We start from the raw sequence: 17,202 nt of genomic DNA on the forward strand, positions 1-17,202 counted from the left end.
CGCGAAGCGGACCACGCTGATGAGCCTCTCAACCTATCTGCAATCCCTACAGGCCACCGCCGAGGCGGCCGAGGAGGCCGAGCGCGCATTCCGTGTCGAAGCGGAAGCAAAGGCGAAGGCATTGGCCGCGGGACGGGCCGAGGCGTACCGCCGTGTGAATTTCCTGCGGAGCCTCGCAGAAACGCTGAATGGTGCCGACGACCCCGATGGGGCCGTGCGCTATGCCCAGGCCTACCTTCGGACCCGGCTCGGGTGGGATGAGGACACTCCGGCGCGCCAGGAGGTTCTGGCGCGCTTCGCACCGGTCGCGCAGGCGATCCACGCGGCTCTCAAGGAGGTGTCTCCCGAGGGCGAAGCGAAGGATGCGCCCACTGCCATGGCGGCCTTTGAAGCGTGGTATTTAGAGACCCGCGAAACGCCGTTCTGGTACCTTTTCCAGCACTACATGCAAGAGACGCCGCTTGTCGACTTCTAGGCGCAAACCCGAGCAGGCCCGCTTCAAGAAGCCGAAGCCGGGCGGAAAAGACCCCGCCACCGATTTCGATGCGTGGCTGGCGGAAGCCTTCGCCGTGGAGGGGTCATTCACGGCACTTGTGGTTCTGGTGCGCATCGGCGCATTGGAGGTGAGTCCTCTGGCCTCCACCTTCCTGAACATCATCGGCGACGAGGTTCGCTGGCCGGAAATCGTGACATTGTTCGCGGGGTCGGGTCAGACATGGGACGGTGCCGCGTTCTTCCCGGCGCTTGATGCCGGGGGCCTGCTGCCGAATGCAGAAGCTCGTACCCGCCTCCGGGCACTGGAGGCGCGGGTGCGTGAGGATCGGCTGACCCTGAATGAGGGCCAGTTCTTCGACACCTGGGGGCGGCGGCTTAAGATAGAGGAGGTCCCGGCCAACTGACCGGGAAAGAGAATTTGGGAAAACCCATGATGAGCGGCGATGAGCCTGAAACCCGCGACCGGCTCGATGCGCTGGAAATCCGCATCGCGCATCAGGACAAGACAATTTCGGAGCTGAACGATGTGATCACCGCGCAGTGGGGAAAGATCGACCTGCTGGACAGAAAGCTCGCGCAATTGCGGGAGGAAATCCAATACATGGGCTCTTCCCGCGACGGCCCGGAGCCCCCGCCCCCGCACTATTGAACAGCGCCAGTTTCAGCGGATGGGGAAATCGAAATAGGTGTCGGGAAACGGCTCGTTCGCTAGGGTGAAGTGCCACCACTCCTTGTCGAATGCCTTGAAGCCGTTGCGCTCCATCAGGGTGGAAAGAGCAAGCCGGTTGGCGCGCTGCGCCGGCGTGACGGCCCGCGAATTGGGCCAGGAGCGCGGGCTGAACAGATCAAAAGGCGTCCCCATGTCCAGTTCATGCCCACTCGTCATGTCGGTCAGGGTCAGATCCAGCGTGGAACCGCGCGAATGGCCGGACCTCGCCGCGAGGTAGCCTTCCGAGAACAGGTGGCTTTTCTCGACGTCAGGATAATAAGCCGTCTTGGTGGACTGCTCGGTCAGATCCGCCGCCCAGCGGGCGAAATGCGCCACCGCCCGCGCAGGGCGATAGCAATCGAAGATCAGGAGACCCTGCCCCGCCCGCTCTGCGTCGGCAGCGACAGCCCGCAATGCTGTGGCGGCCGGCAAGCTTAGAAAGCAGCGCGGGGCCTCATATCCATCAATCCGCGCGCCGACGAAATTATTGGAGGTGAAATAGCGGACGTCGAAACGGGCGTTTGGCACAACCTTCGAAACATCGACGAAGCTCGCCGGCATCTCGCTCAGCGCGGGACTCGGGGAAAGGCTGGCCAGTCCCAAAGCAAAGGCCGCGCCCACCGTCTGACGGTCCATTCGATGACCCTATTGGATGCCTCAGCCCATCCAGAGGTCCGACCGATAAGCGGCGGCATAGAACAGGCGTTGAAGCGGATCGTGCCGCCCGGGCTGCGGATCGTCAACGGGAGGGAAGTCCGGGAATGGCTCGCGGCGCGGTTCGCGCGAGGGATCGCCTTCCGGCAGGGGCGGCAGGTCGGGGCCGGGTGCTGGAAGGCCGGGTTCTTCGATCGGTTCGGGAGGAAGCATAGGAGGTTCAGGCGGGCGAACAGGATCAGACCCCGGAAATGGACCCAGCACCCAAATTTTTGCGACCCGGGTTTCGACCCGAGTTCTTTCTGCACGCATGAGTGACGAAACCATCTGCCGCTTTCCCGGATTTTCAATCCGTTGAAACGCGCCGAGGCCACCTCGGGTTCCCCGTGACGACCGCAAATCGTATGTGCAGAAGTATGATGCGCCCAGTTTGGCGACGGCACAAAAAAATGCCGGACCTTTTGCAAGGCCCGGCAAGTATCGCCGCAGAGCGGCGAACCTTCCAGAGGGGAACAGCTGCTGCACCGCACAAGGTGCAAGCAGTGCAAAGGCAAGATGCCCCCTCTTTGAGCAGAACACAATCAAAACTGACTGCATATCAGGCATGTGCCTGACGCTTGGCTAAAGGTCACCGGACGCCGAAATCGGCGCATCCAACGTCATAAATCAGTAATTCCACCGTTGAGCTTTGGAGATCAGGAAGTCTCTGAACACCTGGATACGCGCAACCGAGCGCATTTCCTGAGCATAGGTGAAATATGCCTCCAATTGAGGCGTTTCACGATCGGTGAAAAGCTGAACCAGCGAGGTGGCGTCGTCGGTCAGATAGTCCGGCAGCGTGCCGATTCCCACGCCCCGCTCCACCGCGCGCCGCAGGCCAAGGACACTGTTTACCTCGAAGGCTGGGACACGCGGCGCGCCGCCTTCCCGGCCGGCATGCTCCAGCCAGTTCAGCCCCTGGAAATAACTGGGTATGGGGCCGCCAAGCAGCAGGATTCGGTGCTTGTCGAGTTCATCCAGGCTTCGAGGGTGGCCGTGGCGCTTGATGTAGTCGGCCGAGGCATAGGCGTGGAAATGCACAGTGAACAGCTTGCGCTGCACCAGATCCGGCTGAACCGGCTGGCGCATGCGAATGGCGACATCAGCCTCGCGCATCGCCAAGTCCAGCTCCTCGTCTGTGAGGATGAGCTGGATGCGAATATCCGGGTAAAGGTCCACGAACTCGCCCACGCGGGCTGTCAACCAATGGGTGCCCAGCCCCATGGTGGTGGTGACGCGCAATTCGCCGTTCGGCTTTTCCCGGCTGTCGGTCAGTTGCGCACGGGCTGATTCCAGCTTGAGGAAGACCTCGTGCGCGGTCCGATACAGCAATTCGCCCTGCTCGGTCAGGATGAGCCCGCGCGCGTGGCGGTGGAACAGCGGAACCTTAAGCTCCAGTTCCAGGGCGGACACCTGCCGGCTGACAGCGGATTGCGACAGCCCAAGCGTTTCGCCGGCATGGGTGAATGAGCCGGCCTCCGCCGCGACGTGGAAGACCTTAAGCTTGTCCCAGTCCATCTTTGGCCCGCCCCTGGAGGGGATGACCCGGACGTGCGTCCCCGGTTGTCATCCCGTCCCGTTTGTCCCGTCCGGCGCCAGCACCGCTTGAGGCGGTGACAGCGCCGTCCATTCACTCCGCAGCCAGCGAAGTCTCGTTCAGCGTCAAGAAGCGTTCCGCCTCCAGCGCCGCCATGCATCCGCGCCCGGCAGCTGTCACCGCCTGGCGATAGGTATCGTCCGCGACATCGCCCGCCGCAAACAGGCCTGGCACGGAGGTTGAGGTGGAATCCGGCGCGGTCCAGACATAGCCATTCGACTTCAGGCGCACCTGCCCTTCCACCAGAGCGGTGGCGGGCGCATGGCCGATGGCGACGAAGAAGCCATCCGCCTTCACGACACTTTGCGCACCGGTGCGCACGTCCCTTAGCTTGACGCCGGTGACGCGGTTGGGGTCGGGAACACCCACCACTTCCTCGACCTCGGCATTCCACACTGTTTCCACCTTGGGGTGGGCGAACAGGCGGTCCTGAAGAATGCGCTCCGCGCGCAGTCGGTCGCGCCGATGAACCAGCGTGACCTTGCTGGCGAAATTGGTGAGGAACAGCGCCTCTTCCACCGCCGTGTTGCCGCCGCCCACCACCACGACTTCCTTGCCGCGATAGAAGAAGCCGTCGCAGGTGGCGCAGGCCGAAACGCCGCCGCCGCGATAGACCTCTTCCGAGGGCAGATCGAGCCACCGCGCCTGAGCACCCGTTGCCAGCACGACTGTTTCAGCGATGTAGACGGCGCCGCTATCGGTGACGATGCGGAACGGACGATGGGACAGATCGATGCTCGACACATGGTCGGAGATGATGCGGGTGCCCACATGGGTCGCCTGGGCACGCATCTGCTCCATCAGCCAGGGTCCCTGGATGACGTCGGCGAAGCCCGGATAATTCTCGACATCGGTGGTGATGGTCAGCTGCCCGCCGGGCTGGATGCCCTCGAACAGGATCGGCTCCAGCATGGCGCGAGCCGCATAGATAGCAGCCGTATATCCGGCCGGACCCGACCCGATGATAACGACCTTGGCGTGGTGGGCGGTCATGGAAACCTCAAGACAGGCGGCGCTTCCAACGCCTCGGCTCGCGCTGCACCGGCCAGGACATTATATGCCTTCCGTAGCGAGCTATGCGCCAATGTAGGGACCGGCGCCGTTTGCCACAAGGCGAAGTGGCCCGCGGGCGGGGTAATCCTCAACTGAGTGCGCAATAATATTTCGTTGCGCCCCGGTCAGGCTGAACTATGGTGCGCACGCTTGTGCTGGAGGATTCCCTTGCCCGTTCATCTCGACGCCGTGGACTGGAAAATCCTCACCGAACTCCAGCGCGATGGGCGGATGACCAATGTGGAGTTGTCCCGCCGCGTGGGCATCTCCGCTCCTCCATGTCTGCGCCGGGTTCGCAACCTGGAGGAACAGGGGTTCATCGAGGGATATCGCGCCCTGCTGGAAGAAAAGCGGCTGGGCTATGACCTCATGGCCTTCGCCATGGTGCATCTCATCAGCCAGGCGGAAACGGACTTATCCGCCTTCCAGGAGCAGATTGACCGGTGGCCACTGGTGCGCGGCGCCTGGATGCTTTCGGGCGAAGTGGACTTTCTGATGCTTTGCGTCGCGCCGGACCTGCGCACGTTCCAGACCTTCGTGCACGAAATCACCGCGACCCCGAACGTGCGCAACGTACGCACCGCGCTGAGCCTCAAGCAGGCCAAGAACGCACCCATCGTTCCACTGGAAGCGAAGACGCCGACTTAAATCCGGCGTCGCTTGCTCTCCCTGACTCAGACCGCCGCCTCAACGGCGCGCTTGGCCATCACCTTGGCGAGTTGGGCGCGGTAGACGGCGTTGCCGTGCAGGTCGCTCATGACATTGTCGGGGTCGAGAGTCAGACCGTCGATGGACGAAGGTGAGAAGGATGCGGAGAGCGCCGCTTCCGCCTCTCTCCAACGGAACACGCCGCTCTGCCCCACGCCCGTCACCGCCACCCGCACGCCATCTCCGGTTTCGGCCACGAACACACCTGCCATGGCATATCGCGAGGCCGGGTTGCGGAACTTGCGATAGGCAGCGCGTACGGGCCTGGGAAATTCCAGCGCCACGATTACCTCATCCTCGCCAAGCGCAGTCTCGAACAGGCCGGTGAAGAAATCCGCCGCAGCGATCCGCCGGCGGTTGGTGACGATGGTCGCGCCGAGGGCGAGGCATGCGGCGGGATAGTCGGCAGTCGGATCATTATTGGCGACAGAACCGCCGATGGTGCCGCGATGGCGCACAGCCGGGTCGCCGATCACCGAGGCAAGCTCGGCGAGCGCGGGAATGGCGGATTGCACCACTTCGGAGGTCGCCACGGCTGCGTGGCGGGCCATGGCGCCGATCCGCACTCCCTCCCCGCTGCGCTCGATGGCGCAGAGGCCGGGAATGCGGGAGAGGTCCACCAGGGTGCCCGGCTGTGCCAGCCTCTGCTTCAGGGTCGGCAGCAGGGTCTGCCCGCCGGCCAGCAGTTTCGGCTCGTCCAGGGACTGAAGCAGCGAAATGGCTTCATCGACGGCGGAGGGCCGCTGATAATCGAAGGCATACATGGAATGCTCCTCACTCTGCGGCGCGGCGCGCGAGACGCGCCTGCGCAATGGCCCACACCTTGGCGGGCGTGGCCGGCATGGAAATGTCCTGTGTCCCCAGCGCGTCGGTCAGCGCGTTGATGACCGCTGGCGGTGCGGCGATGGCGCCAGCCTCGCCGCAACCCTTCATTCCCAGGGGATTTGAAGGACACCGCGTCTCTGTGAGACCGAGGGTGAATGAGGGAAGATCCTCCGCGCGCGGCAGTTGGTAGTCCATGTAAGATCCCGTCACCAATTGCCCCTCCTCGTCATAGCTGACGCTCTCCATGAGCGCTTGGCCGATGCCCTGGGCGATGCCGCCATGGACCTGTCCCTCTACGATCATGGGGTTGATGATGGTGCCGAAATCATCCACGGCGACCCAGTTGACGATCTGCGTGACGCCGGTGTCCGGGTCCACTTCCAACTCGCAGATATGGCAGCCTGCGGGGAAGGTGAAGTTGGTGGGGTCGTAGAATGCCCCCTCCTTCAGCCCCGGCTCGATTTCCGAGGTGGGAAATTTGTGCGCGATATAGGCGTTGAGCGCCACCTCTGCGAAGGCGAGGCCGCGGTCGGTGCCGGCCACCGTGAAGCGACCATCCTTAAACTCGATGTCGCCCTCGCTCGCTTCGAGGATATGGGCGGCGATCTTCTTCGCCTTGGCCTCCACCTTGTCGAGCGCCTTGACGATGGCGGACATGCCCACCGCGCCGGAGCGTGAGCCATAGGTGCCCATGCCGAACTGCACCTTATCGGTGTCGCCGTGGACGATCGTCACCTGGTCGATGGGAATGCCAAGCCGCGCGGAGACCAGTTGCGCGAAGGTGGTCTCGTGCCCCTGGCCGTGGCTGTGGGAGCCGGTGAGCACCTCCACGTTGCCGGTGGGATTGACGCGCACCTCGGCGCTTTCCCAGAGGCCGACGCCCGCGCCCAGCGAGCCCACCGCGGCGGACGGGGCAATCCCGCATGCCTCGATGTAGTTGGACAGGCCGATGCCCCGCAGCTTGCCCCGCCGCTCGGCTTCCGCTTTGCGGGCGGGGAAGCCGGAATAGTCAGCCATCTTCAGCGCCAGATCGAGCGAGGCGGCATAGTCGCCGCCGTCGTAGCACATGATCACCGGTGTCTGATGCGGGTAGGCGGTGATGAAATTACGCCGACGCAACTCGGCCGGGTCGATGCCCATCTCCCGCGCCGCTTTATCGACGATGCGTTCCACCAGGAACGTCGCCTCGGGGCGGCCGGCACCGCGATAGGCGTCCACGGGGGAGGTGTTGGTGTAGACCGCGTCCACCTCGCAATAGATCGCCGGGATGGCGTATTGGCCGGAGAGCAGCGTCGCGTAGAGATAGGTCGGCACGCACGAGGCGAAGGTGGAGAGATAGGCGCCCATGTTGGCCCTGGTCTTCACCCTGAAGCCGAGGATTTTTCCATCCTTGTCCAGGGCCATCCGGCCCTTGGTGATGTGATCGCGGCCGTGGGCGTCGCACAGGAAAGCCTCGCCCCGCTCGCAGGTCCATTTCACCGGCCGCCCAACCTTTTTGGACGCCCAGGCGCAGACCGTCTCCTCGGCATAGATGAAGATCTTAGAGCCGAAGCCGCCGCCGACATCCGGCGCGATCACCCGCAGCTTGTTTTCCGGCGCGAGGCCGACGAAAGCCGAGAGCACGAGCCGCGCCACATGCGGGTTCTGGCTGGTGGTCCATAAAGTGTAGGCTTCATCGCCCGCATCATATTCACCCACCGCCGCGCGCGGCTCCATGGGGTTCGGCGCGAGGCGGTTGTTGACGATATCGATCTCGGTGATATGGGCGGCGCCGGCGAACGCCGCGTCGGTGGCTGCCTTGTCGCCCAACTCCCACTCGAACACGGTGTTGCGCGGCGCGACCTCGTGGATCTGCGCCGCCGTTGCATCCTGCGCATGGGCAAGGTCGGCGACTGCCGGCAGCACGTCGTAGTCCACGCGCACCGCAGCGGCGGCGTCCTTCGCCTGGTTGAGGGTCTCGGCGATCACCACAGCGACATGGTCGCCGGCATAGCGCACGGTATCGAGAGCGAGCGCCGGGTGCGCACCCGCCTTCATGGGCGATCCGTCCTTGGAATTGATCATCCACCCGCAGATGAGGCCGCCCAGCCCGTCTTCCGCCAATTCCTTGCCGGTGAGAATTCCCACCACGCCGGGCATGCCCTCGGCAGCGGAGATATCAACGCTGCGTATCCGGGCGTGGGCATAGGGGGAGCGCAAAAAGTAGGCATGCGCCTGACCGGGACGGGAGAGGTCGTCGGTATAGCGGCCCTTGCCGGTGATGAAGCGGTGGTCTTCCTTGCGCCGAACGGCGGCGCCAATGGGGGTGACGTTGCTGGCGTTCATCGTGTCCTCCCTGAAGGACGATCTGTCTTTTTCTATCGGGAGATGCGGCGGATTTATTCCGCCGCCGCCTTCGCGGGCTGCGTGCCCATGGCCTCGGCGCCTGCGGCGACCGCCTTCACAATGTTATGGTAGCCGGTGCAGCGACAAAGGTTTCCGTCGAGATTCTCGCGGATGGTTTTCTCGTCGAGGTGCGGTCCAAGCCTGCCGACGAGATCTACAGCAGTCATAATCATGCCCGGCGTACAGAAGCCGCACTGGAGTCCGTGATGCTCGCGGAAAGCTTCCTGCATGGGATGCAGCCGCCCCGCAATCGCAAGCCCCTCGATGGTGGTGACGGCTGCGCCATCAGCCTGCACGGCCAGCAGAGTGCAGGACTTCACCGCCTCGCCGTCCAGATGGACGACGCAGGCGCCGCACTGGCTGGTGTCGCAGCCCACATGCGTGCCGGTCAGCAAGAGCTTTTCACGGAGAAACTGGACCAGCAGGGTCCTCGGCTCCACATCGGCAGAAACCGCGCGGCCGTTCACGCTCATTGAAATCTGCGTCATGCGCGACCTCCCTTCGGGTGGCGAGAGACGCGAACCACCGACATGGCGTCGTGAGTTATCGGGTCTCTCGGGCAAACTCCCCGATCTTCATTTTATCATTTCCAGTCTGACGCCGCGCATAAGCCGTGGTCAAGGCACAGAGGCGTGCGTTTTTCGATCGGCAGGTCGTGCGCCGGGCGATGGAAGCGTCCGCTCAAGGCGACGCTGAGCCCGCGCCGATCTGCGCCCCATCCTCCTCCCGTATCGCCAACTGGCAAGAGAGCCCGTCAAGCGCGAACGCTGCAATGCACAAAACGGCGCAAATTCAACAAATTGCAGTCGAATTTTTCCGTTAGGTCACCATCAACCCAAAAATATCGTCCGAATTTTCCAAGCTGGTCTTCGCGACCCGGGGGAGCAAGTCATGGCTACCGCTTTGCGCGACGGCGTGCGTCATCTCGAGACCACCGCCCGCGTTTCGTTGCTCGTGCTCGCCCTCGCGAGCGGCGTCTACACCTATCTTGGCGTGCGCGACCTGCTAGACGGCAGCCCGGCGGCGACCTTTTTCGCCGCGATCATCTATTCCACCGCCGTGTCGGTGGCGATCTACGCATTCTGGGCGTTCCTGATGCGGTTCATGCCGCATATGACGGATGCCACCAGCAGGCTCATGATGTTTGGCGCGATGGCGCTCGGCAGCCTGATGATCGTGGCCATGTCGTCCTGGCTCAATGCCAGCGCCCTGGCCGGATCGGCCGCGCTGGAGCAGCATCTCGGCGTCACCCTCACCCAATACGAACGCGACCTTGAGCGCGCGCACAGCAATGCCCTTGCTGCACAGGGGCTCGCCCCGGATATCCAACTTGCGGCCGGGAGGTTCGCGGAACTGGCGCAGGCCGAGCGCACTGGGTCGCTGACTGGAACCACAGGTTCGGGCACCGTGGTGCAATTGCTGGGGCAGATGTCGAGCCAGTTGACTGGGCTTTCAAAGGAGATCGCGGCTTCGGGTGAGAAGCTCTCGGACTTGCAAGAAAAAGGCGCCAAACATCTCGCCGCGATGCGCGAACTGGTTGCCGCCGGCGGGTCCATCGCGCCCCGTACGGAGGATTTCGGCAATGAGGCGGCGGAGCTTTCCACGCTCATCACTGCCATGCAGCAGTCCTCCATCGCTCCATCGGTGAAGCGCATCGCCTCCGATCTCGGCAGCAGCTTCATCGCTCCCGCCGCGGATGGGCGCACGCCCGACGTCATCAGCCGGCAGAACGAGGTGGTCGGCCGGGTTCAGACGGCGGTCGCGGCCCAGTCCAAGGCGCTGGCCAAGGCAGCGGACGCCGTGGTCGCCCTCCCCCATGTCACCGCGCCGCGTTATCAGCAGATATCCCCGGCCGAGGCTGTGCTGCGCTATGCTGGCGACTTCATTCCGAGCTGGGCGGGTGCGGTCTCCATCGATCTTTTGCCGGGCGTTCTCGTGCTGATCTTGTGCATCGTCCACGCCGCCATTCGTCGCGAGGGCGCGCCGCAGGCCAGCGCCGAGGGTATGACGAGCGGAGAACTCCTCGCCGCGCTGCGCATGGCGCGCGAGATCGAGACCGCGAATGCGGCTCTGCGCGCTCCTCTCGCTCCTGAACTTGAACCGGACGCCACGCTATCGAGCGAGGATGCGAACGTAACCGCCTTGCGCCCGCTGGCCCTGCGCGACTGAGGCCCCATGCCATCGCTCTTCATCTCCGCTCTACGGAATTGGCGCGAGCGGCCCGACGAGGCGCTGCTGCACCTCGTCTTCGCCGGCCTGCTGTGCCTCACCGCCGCCATGCTGGCCCAGGATGCGCAGCGTTTCGCAGCCGAGCTGGATGGGGGGACACGTCCCGCCGTCCGCAGGAACGTGCCGGACGATGTGCCCGCAACGCCGCTGTCTCCGGCGCGACCGGGCACCGAGCACGACGTGCCCGCGTCCGACACCGCGCTGAGGGAACCCATGTCGTTCGAGTTGCGTGCTGACGGACGGCTATATGCGACCGGCAGCATCGTTTCGGGAACAGCCGCCGCCTTCGCCGCTGAAGTCGAGAAGCGCGGCTCCTACGTGCGCACCGTGGTGCTGCATTCGCCCGGCGGATCGGTGCAGGACGCACTCGCCATGGGGCGGCTGATTCGCGCTAAGGGCTTCGGCACGGAAGTCGCAGCGGGCGCTTATTGCGCCTCCTCCTGTCCGCTCACCTTCTCAGGTGGTGCCGAACGGCGGGTGGGTGCCAAGGGCGCTTTAGGCGTGCATCAAGTCTATTCCGCCGATCGCCCCGCGGGTCGCACCCGGCCAGACGGTATGGACAGCGCCCAGCGAATTTCCGCGGAATGCCAGCGTTATCTCAGGGATATGGGGGTAGACCAGGAGGTCTGGCTGCATGCCATGGAGACCCCGAAGGAAAAGCTGTTCTATTTCACCCCCGAAGAGATGCGGCGGCTGAAACTGACGACGGCCTGAAGGCGCCCTCCCCCATCGAAAGCATGAGGTGACATCTATTTGTCACCCGTCCCCGGCCGCGCTATGACTCGATTATAAGGCGCCGCCCATTCATGAGGCAAGTTCAAGCAATAGGCGCTTCCAGATTGAGGGGTTTGAAGCCGCATGGATATTTTTCTCCAGCAGCTTATTAACGGCCTGACTCTTGGCTCCATCTACGGCCTCATCGCCATCGGCTACACGATGGTGTTTGGCATCATAGGCATGGTGAACTTCGCCCACGGCGACGTGTTCATGGTGGGCACCTTCACAGCGCTCATCGCTTTCCTCTTCATCACCACCGTCCTTGGCATCACCTCAATCTTCCTCGTGCTGGCGATCGTGCTGGTCATCGCCATGGCCTTTACCGGACTGGTGAACTGGAGCATCGAGCGCGTGGCCTATCGGCCCCTGCGCGGATCATTCCGCCTCGCCCCGATGATCTCGGCCATCGGCATGTCGATCCTGCTCTCGAATTTCGTGCAGGTTGCCCAGGGTCCGCGCAACAAGGCGCTGCCTCCCATGGTGACGGATGTCATCGTGGTGATGGACAATGGCAGCTATCAGGTGACGCTGGCCTATAAGCAATTGCTCATCATGGTGGTCACGGCGGTGCTGCTCACCGCGTTCTGGTGGCTGGTTCAGAAGACCCCGCTCGGCCGCGCCCAGCGCGCCTGCGAGCAGGACCGCAAGATGGCCGCGCTGCTCGGCATCGACGTGGACCGCACCATCTCGCTCACCTTCGTCATCGGCGCCGCGCTCGCCGCCGTCGCGGGCGTCATGTACCTGACCTATTACGGCGTCGTAAACTTCGCCGACGGCTTCGTGCCGGGCGTGAAGGCGTTCACCGCAGCGGTGCTCGGCGGCATCGGCTCCTTGCCCGGCGCGGTGCTCGGCGGGTTGCTGATCGGCCTCATCGAGACCTTCTGGTCCGCTTATTTCTCCATTGAATACAAGGATGTGGCCGCCTTCTCCATCCTTGCCATCACCCTTGTGTTCATGCCTCAAGGCCTGCTCGGCCGTCCGGAAGTGGAGAAGGTGTGATGGCCGCCGACGCGGCGCGCCCGGCTGGTGCGCTTCTGCCGGCCTTGAAGGATGCGGTCATCAGCGCCGCCATCACCGCGCTGCTCCTGACGCCGCTTGTCGGCATGCGCGCCACCGAGACCTCCGGCGGGCCGCTGATCCTCACCTACAGGTTCGGCCTGGTCGCGATCTTCGCGGGTATCGTCGCCGTGATGCGGCTGGTGCTGAACCTCACCCTCTGGCGACCGGGACGGGTCAAGGCGCGCAAGGCCCCCTCGCCGGCCATGACGCAGTTCAGTGAGGCGGCGAGCGGGTTCGCCAAGCCGGCTTTCTTCGCCATTCTGATTTTCTACCCGCTGTTCGCGGTGCTCGCGAGCGGTGGCCTTGGTCCGAGCCGCTATTGGATCGACCTTGGCATCTATATCCTCACCTATGTGATGCTGGGCTGGGGCCTCAATATCGTGGTCGGCCTCGCCGGTCTTCTCGATCTCGGCTACGTCGCCTTCTACGCGGTCGGCGCCTATACCTTTGCCCTGCTCTCCACCTCTATTCCGATCTCGGATTTCTTCGCTGGCGCGTTGGGAGAGGATTTCTGGAAAGCCTGGAGCTTCTGGGTCTGCCTGCCGATTTCAGGTATTCTGGCGGGGCTCTGGGGCCTGATCCTGGGCTTCCCGGTGCTGCGGCTGCGGGGTGATTACCTCGCCATCGTCACACTCGCGTTCGGCGAGATCATCCGTCTGGTGCTGATCAACTGGGTTGACCTGACCAACGGCGGCGCGGGCATCTCCTCGATTCCCCCCATCACCTTCTTCGGCATTCCGTTCTCAAACGGCGATAGCGGGTTTGCCAGCGTGTTCGGGCTCGAATTCGACCCCATGCATCGCAACATCTTCCTTTATTTCGTCATCCTCGTGCTCGCCGCCATCACCGCGCTCGCCACCATCCGGCTTCGGCGCATGCCGGTGGGCCGTGCCTGGGAAGCCCTTCGGGAAGACGAGATCGCTTGCCGTTCGCTCGGCATCAACACCACCCTCACCAAGCTCACCGCCTTCGCCATCGGCGCCATGTTCGGCGGCTTCGCGGGCGCCTTCTTTGCGGTGCGCGTGCGCTTTGTCTCGCCGGAATCCTTCACCTTCATGGAATCCGCCGTCATCCTCTCGATCGTGGTGCTGGGGGGCATGGGCTCGCAGATCGGCGTCGCCATCTCGGCGATCCTTCTCATCGGCGGCATGGAGATGCTGCGCAACCTGACCTTCCTGAAAGACCCCTGGCTGCTCGGCCCGGATTTCGACCCCAGCCTCTACCGCATGCTGATTTTCGGTTTTGCCATGGTGGCCGTGATGGCCTGGCGACCGCGCGGCCTCGTGTCCAGCCGCCTCGCAACCATCTTCCTGAAGGAGCGCAAGAAAGTGTCGGGCGACCTGGTCCGGGAGGGCCACGGATGAAGTCCTGGGAACGCGATCCCATTCTCACCGTCGACCGGCTCAGCATGCGCTTCGGCGGCCTGATCGCCGTGGGCGATGTCTCCTTCGACGCCGGGCGCGGCGAGGTGACAGCCGTAATCGGCCCGAACGGTGCCGGAAAGACCACGGTCTTCAACTGTATCACCGGCTTCTACAAGCCGAGCGCAGGTCGCATTGCGCTGTCTCAAGGCAGCGCCGCCACACCCGGTGAACTGGACGCCCTCACCCGCGCAGGTCGCCCTTCCGCCCGCACATCCACCGGCGCGCTTTACCTGCTGGAGCGCCTGCCGGATCACAAGGTGGCCTCCGCCGCCAAGGTGGCCCGCACGTTCCAGAACATTCGCCTGTTCTCGGGCATGACGGTTCTGGAAAACCTGCTGGTGGCCCAGCATATGGGTCTCACTGAGACCGGCCTGCTCTCGCCCGCTGCTCTGCTCAACCTGCCCTCCTGGCGCCGGCGCGAAGCCCAGGCCGTCACCCGCGCCGTAGAATGGCTGGAGCGCATCAACCTGATCGACCGCGCCGACGACCCGGCCGGCGATCTGCCTTATGGCGACCAGCGGCGCCTGGAGATTGCCCGCGCCATGTGCTCGCAGCCGGTGCTGCTCTGCCTTGATGAACCGGCTGCCGGCCTTAACCCCCGCGAATCCCACGCGCTCAACGAACTGCTGCTGTCGATCCGCAACGAATTCGGCACATCGGTCCTGCTGATCGAGCACGACATGTCGGTGGTGATGGGCATTTCCGACCATGTCATCGTGCTGGAATACGGGCGCAAGATTGCCGACGGCACGCCGATGGAAGTTCGCACCGACCCGCGCGTCATCGCCGCCTATCTTGGCGTGGACGAGGAGGCGGTCGAGGCCGTCGAGGCGGAGGTCGGCGTATGAGCCAGCCCATGCTTCATATCGAGGGTGTGAAGACCCAATACGGCAAGATCATCGCCCTTCATGGGGTCGATCTGGACGTCAACGAGGGCGAGATTGTCACCCTCATCGGCGCCAACGGTGCCGGCAAGTCGACCCTCATGATGACCATCTGCGGCGCCCCCCGCGCCAGCGCAGGACGCATCCTGTTCGAGGGTCAGGATATCACCCATCTGCCGACCCACGATATCATGCGTCTCAAGATCGCCCAGTCCCCCGAGGGGCGGCGGATCTTTCCGCGAATGAGCGTGTACGAGAACCTGCAGATGGGCGCGGCCATGGACGGCTATGCGCATTTTGCCGACGACCTCGAACGCATGTTCGAGATGTTTCCCCGCCTGAAGGAACGTCTGCACCAGCGCGGCGGCACCCTTTCCGGCGGCGAGCAGCAGATGCTCGCCATCGCCCGCGCCCTGATGAGCCGGCCGCGCTTGCTGTTGCTGGACGAACCCTCGCTCGGCCTTGCCCCACTGGTGGTCCGGCAGATCTTCGATGTGATCCGCGATCTCAATGCCACCGAGGGTCTCACCGTGTTCCTGGTGGAGCAGAACGCCTATCATGCGCTGAAGCTGGCGCATCGCGGCTATGTGCTGGTCAACGGCAACATCACCATGGCCGGCAGCGGCCGTTCGCTTCTGGAGAATCCGGAAGTGAAAGCCGCATACCTGGAAGGGGGCGCATGATGGCCACGACGCCCGCCGAACCCGGCCGGTCCACGGCGCCCATGGTGGTGCTGCCAGCCCTGACACTGCTCGCGATCTTGGTGCTGTTCATCATCCGGCCGCGCGCGGTGGTTGAGGTCTCCACCGGAGATTTCATGCTGGTAACGCTGTTTCTCGGCGGCGGCACGGCCTGGCTCACCGGGCGGTCGGTGGCGAAAAGCTGGAGCCCGTTCTGGCAGGTGCTGGTCTACTCCGCCCTGCTGACGGCGGTGGTCCGCTTCTGCCACTTCGCCCTCTTCCAGGGGACGCTGCGCGCGCTGGACTATTATCTGCTTGAGTTGGTTCTGCTTTTCGCCATCGCCACGCTGGGTTTTCGCTCGGTGCGCAAGCAGCAGATGACCCAACGCTACGCCTGGCTCTACGAGGCCGCCGGCCCGCTCTCCTGGCGCAGCCGCAGCGATGCAGGGGAGAGCGCGCCGCGCTGATCCGGCAACCATCGACAGTCTGCGGAAAACAGGCAGAATATCCCGGGGAACCATCTTCACCGGCGGAACAAGCAAACACGCCCCCTAGGGCAGACAGAGGAGAACTCGATGAAAAAGCTCTTGCTGGCCGGTCTCGCGCTGAGCGCGGGCCTCGCCATGGCAATCCCGGCGAACGCCCAGAATACCGTGAAGATGGGCGTCGGCGGCCCAATGACCGGCGCCAATGCCGCCTTCGGCGCGCAATTGAAGACCGGCACCGAACAGGCCGTGGCTGATATCAATGCGGCCGGGGGCATCAACGGCAAGAAGATCGAGCTGTTTGTCGGCGACGACGCGTCCAAGCCCGAGCAGGGCAAGTCGGCCGCCAACAAGTTCATCTCCGACGGCGTGAAATACGTGGTCGGCCACTTCAACTCCGGCGTCTCAATCCCGACCTCGACGGACTATGAAGAGGCGGGCGTCCTCCAGATCAGCCCGGCCTCCACCAACCCGCAGTTCACCGAGCGCAAGCTGTGGAACACGTTCCGCACCTGCGGCCGTGACGACCAGCAGGGCGCGGTCGCTGGCGATTACATCGCCAAGAACTTCAAGGGCAAGAAGGTTGCCATCGTCCACGACAAGACCCCTTACGGAAAGGGCCTTGCCGACGAGACCCAGAAGGCCATGAACAAGGCCGGCGTGAAGGAAGTCATCTACGAGGGCGTCAATCCCGGTGAGAAGGACTATTCCGCCCTCGTTTCCAAGCTGAAGGCAGCCGGTGTCGATCTCGTCTATTTCGGCGGCCTGCACCCTGAAGCTGGCCTGATCGTGCGCCAGATGCGCGACCAGGGCGTGAATGCCACGCTGTTCTCCGGCGACGGCATTACCGACAAGGAATATTGGACCATCGCCGGCCCCGGCGCCGCTGGTACCCTCATGACCTTCGGCCCGGACCCGCGCAAGAGCCCGGCCGCCAAGGAAGTGGTGGACAAGTTCAAGGCCAAGGGCGTCGATCCCGAGGGCTACGTTCTCTATTCCTACGCTGCCGTTCAGGTGATGAAGCAGGCGATGGAAGCCACCAAGTCCAACGACCCGAAGAAGGTCGCCGAGTACATGCACTCCGGCGCCACCTTCCAGACCGTTCTTGGCCCGCTCGCCTTCGACAAGAAGGGCGACATCACCAAGAAGGACTATGTGGTCTACGTGTGGAAGGACGGCGCTTACAGCGAACTGTGAGC

The 17,202-nt window shown here is 63.9% G+C and carries 19 protein-coding genes; 12 read left to right on the forward strand and 7 right to left on the reverse strand.

The window, feature by feature from the left end:
- The first annotated feature begins 19 nt into the window (after positions 1–19).
- The 3 genes from ADADO0_RS20985 to ADADO0_RS20995 are packed head-to-tail and all read left to right on the forward strand — an operon-like array spanning position 20 to position 1,144.
- A complete protein-coding gene (locus ADADO0_RS20985) occupies positions 20–475 on the forward strand; it encodes a hypothetical protein (RefSeq protein WP_511307133.1) in 456 nt (151 codons plus the stop codon).
- A complete protein-coding gene (locus tag ADADO0_RS20990; RefSeq protein WP_511307134.1) occupies positions 462–899 on the forward strand; it encodes a hypothetical protein in 438 nt (145 codons plus the stop codon). Before ADADO0_RS20985 ends, ADADO0_RS20990 begins: the two co-directional genes overlap by 14 nt.
- A gap of 29 nt (positions 900–928) precedes the next feature.
- Positions 929–1,144 carry a SlyX family protein gene (locus ADADO0_RS20995; RefSeq protein ID WP_511307135.1) on the forward strand — a complete coding sequence of 72 codons (216 nt, stop codon included), beginning with the start codon at positions 929–931 and terminating at the stop codon, positions 1,142–1,144.
- Between the two features lie 12 nt (positions 1,145–1,156).
- Here ADADO0_RS20995 and ADADO0_RS21000 read toward each other — a convergent pair whose 3' ends face one another.
- The 4 genes from ADADO0_RS21000 to trxB form a co-directional block, all read right to left on the reverse strand.
- Complete coding sequence (locus ADADO0_RS21000; RefSeq protein ID WP_511307136.1) at positions 1,157–1,840, reverse strand: M15 family metallopeptidase; 684 nt, start codon at positions 1,838–1,840, stop codon at positions 1,157–1,159.
- 21 nt (positions 1,841–1,861) lie between these two features.
- Positions 1,862–2,071: a hypothetical protein gene (locus tag ADADO0_RS21005; protein WP_511307137.1), complete on the reverse strand. Its 210-nt coding sequence runs from the start codon at positions 2,069–2,071 to the stop codon at positions 1,862–1,864.
- A 453-nt stretch (positions 2,072–2,524) separates the two neighbouring features.
- Positions 2,525–3,415, reverse strand: coding sequence for a LysR family transcriptional regulator (locus ADADO0_RS21010; protein ID WP_511307138.1), 891 nt, complete (start codon positions 3,413–3,415; stop codon positions 2,525–2,527).
- Positions 3,416–3,527: 112 nt separating this feature from the next.
- A complete protein-coding gene (trxB, locus tag ADADO0_RS21015; protein ID WP_511307139.1) occupies positions 3,528–4,487 on the reverse strand; it encodes a thioredoxin-disulfide reductase in 960 nt (319 codons plus the stop codon).
- Between the two features lie 228 nt (positions 4,488–4,715).
- Between trxB and ADADO0_RS21020 the strand changes: the two genes are divergently transcribed.
- The gene (locus ADADO0_RS21020) at positions 4,716–5,195 is read left to right on the forward strand and encodes an Lrp/AsnC family transcriptional regulator (protein WP_511307140.1); all 480 of its coding nucleotides are present in this window, start codon (positions 4,716–4,718) and stop codon (positions 5,193–5,195) included.
- Positions 5,196–5,221: 26 nt separating this feature from the next.
- On the opposite strand, the gene ADADO0_RS21025 is transcribed toward ADADO0_RS21020, so the two are convergent.
- The 3 genes from ADADO0_RS21025 to ADADO0_RS21035 are packed head-to-tail and all read right to left on the reverse strand — an operon-like array spanning position 5,222 to position 8,953.
- Complete coding sequence (locus ADADO0_RS21025; RefSeq protein WP_511307141.1) at positions 5,222–6,019, reverse strand: FAD binding domain-containing protein; 798 nt, start codon at positions 6,017–6,019, stop codon at positions 5,222–5,224.
- A 10-nt stretch (positions 6,020–6,029) separates the two neighbouring features.
- Positions 6,030–8,405 carry a xanthine dehydrogenase family protein molybdopterin-binding subunit gene (locus tag ADADO0_RS21030; protein ID WP_511307142.1) on the reverse strand — a complete coding sequence of 792 codons (2,376 nt, stop codon included), beginning with the start codon at positions 8,403–8,405 and terminating at the stop codon, positions 6,030–6,032.
- A 53-nt stretch (positions 8,406–8,458) separates the two neighbouring features.
- Positions 8,459–8,953, reverse strand: coding sequence for a (2Fe-2S)-binding protein (locus ADADO0_RS21035; RefSeq protein WP_511307143.1), 495 nt, complete (start codon positions 8,951–8,953; stop codon positions 8,459–8,461).
- A gap of 403 nt (positions 8,954–9,356) precedes the next feature.
- Between ADADO0_RS21035 and ADADO0_RS21040 the strand changes: the two genes are divergently transcribed.
- From ADADO0_RS21040 to ADADO0_RS21075, 8 genes are all read left to right on the forward strand, one after another.
- Positions 9,357–10,634 (forward strand): hypothetical protein, encoded by a 1,278-nt coding sequence (locus ADADO0_RS21040; protein WP_511307144.1) that lies wholly within the window; start codon positions 9,357–9,359, stop codon positions 10,632–10,634.
- 6 nt (positions 10,635–10,640) lie between these two features.
- The gene (locus ADADO0_RS21045; protein ID WP_511307145.1) at positions 10,641–11,408 is read left to right on the forward strand and encodes a COG3904 family protein; all 768 of its coding nucleotides are present in this window, start codon (positions 10,641–10,643) and stop codon (positions 11,406–11,408) included.
- A gap of 144 nt (positions 11,409–11,552) precedes the next feature.
- Positions 11,553–12,470, forward strand: a complete 918-nt coding sequence (locus ADADO0_RS21050) for an ABC transporter permease subunit (RefSeq protein WP_511307146.1) — start codon at positions 11,553–11,555, stop codon at positions 12,468–12,470.
- Entirely contained in the window at positions 12,470–13,894 is a 1,425-nt protein-coding gene (gene livM / locus ADADO0_RS21055) for a high-affinity branched-chain amino acid ABC transporter permease LivM (protein ID WP_511307147.1), read from the forward strand. Before ADADO0_RS21050 ends, livM begins: the two co-directional genes overlap by 1 nt.
- Positions 13,891–14,802: an ABC transporter ATP-binding protein gene (locus tag ADADO0_RS21060; RefSeq protein WP_511307148.1), complete on the forward strand. Its 912-nt coding sequence runs from the start codon at positions 13,891–13,893 to the stop codon at positions 14,800–14,802. Before livM ends, ADADO0_RS21060 begins: the two co-directional genes overlap by 4 nt.
- Positions 14,799–15,521: an ABC transporter ATP-binding protein gene (locus ADADO0_RS21065; protein WP_511307149.1), complete on the forward strand. Its 723-nt coding sequence runs from the start codon at positions 14,799–14,801 to the stop codon at positions 15,519–15,521. The genes ADADO0_RS21060 and ADADO0_RS21065 overlap by 4 nt, the downstream gene beginning before the upstream one ends.
- Positions 15,518–15,985, forward strand: coding sequence for a DUF6867 family protein (locus ADADO0_RS21070; protein ID WP_511307150.1), 468 nt, complete (start codon positions 15,518–15,520; stop codon positions 15,983–15,985). Before ADADO0_RS21065 ends, ADADO0_RS21070 begins: the two co-directional genes overlap by 4 nt.
- Positions 15,986–16,093: 108 nt before the next feature.
- Entirely contained in the window at positions 16,094–17,200 is a 1,107-nt protein-coding gene (locus ADADO0_RS21075; RefSeq protein ID WP_511307151.1) for a branched-chain amino acid ABC transporter substrate-binding protein, read from the forward strand.
- Positions 17,201–17,202 lie beyond the last annotated feature (2 nt).

The organism is Aquabacter sp. (assembly GCF_965279295.1).
Lineage (GTDB): Bacteria > Pseudomonadota > Alphaproteobacteria > Rhizobiales > Xanthobacteraceae > Aquabacter.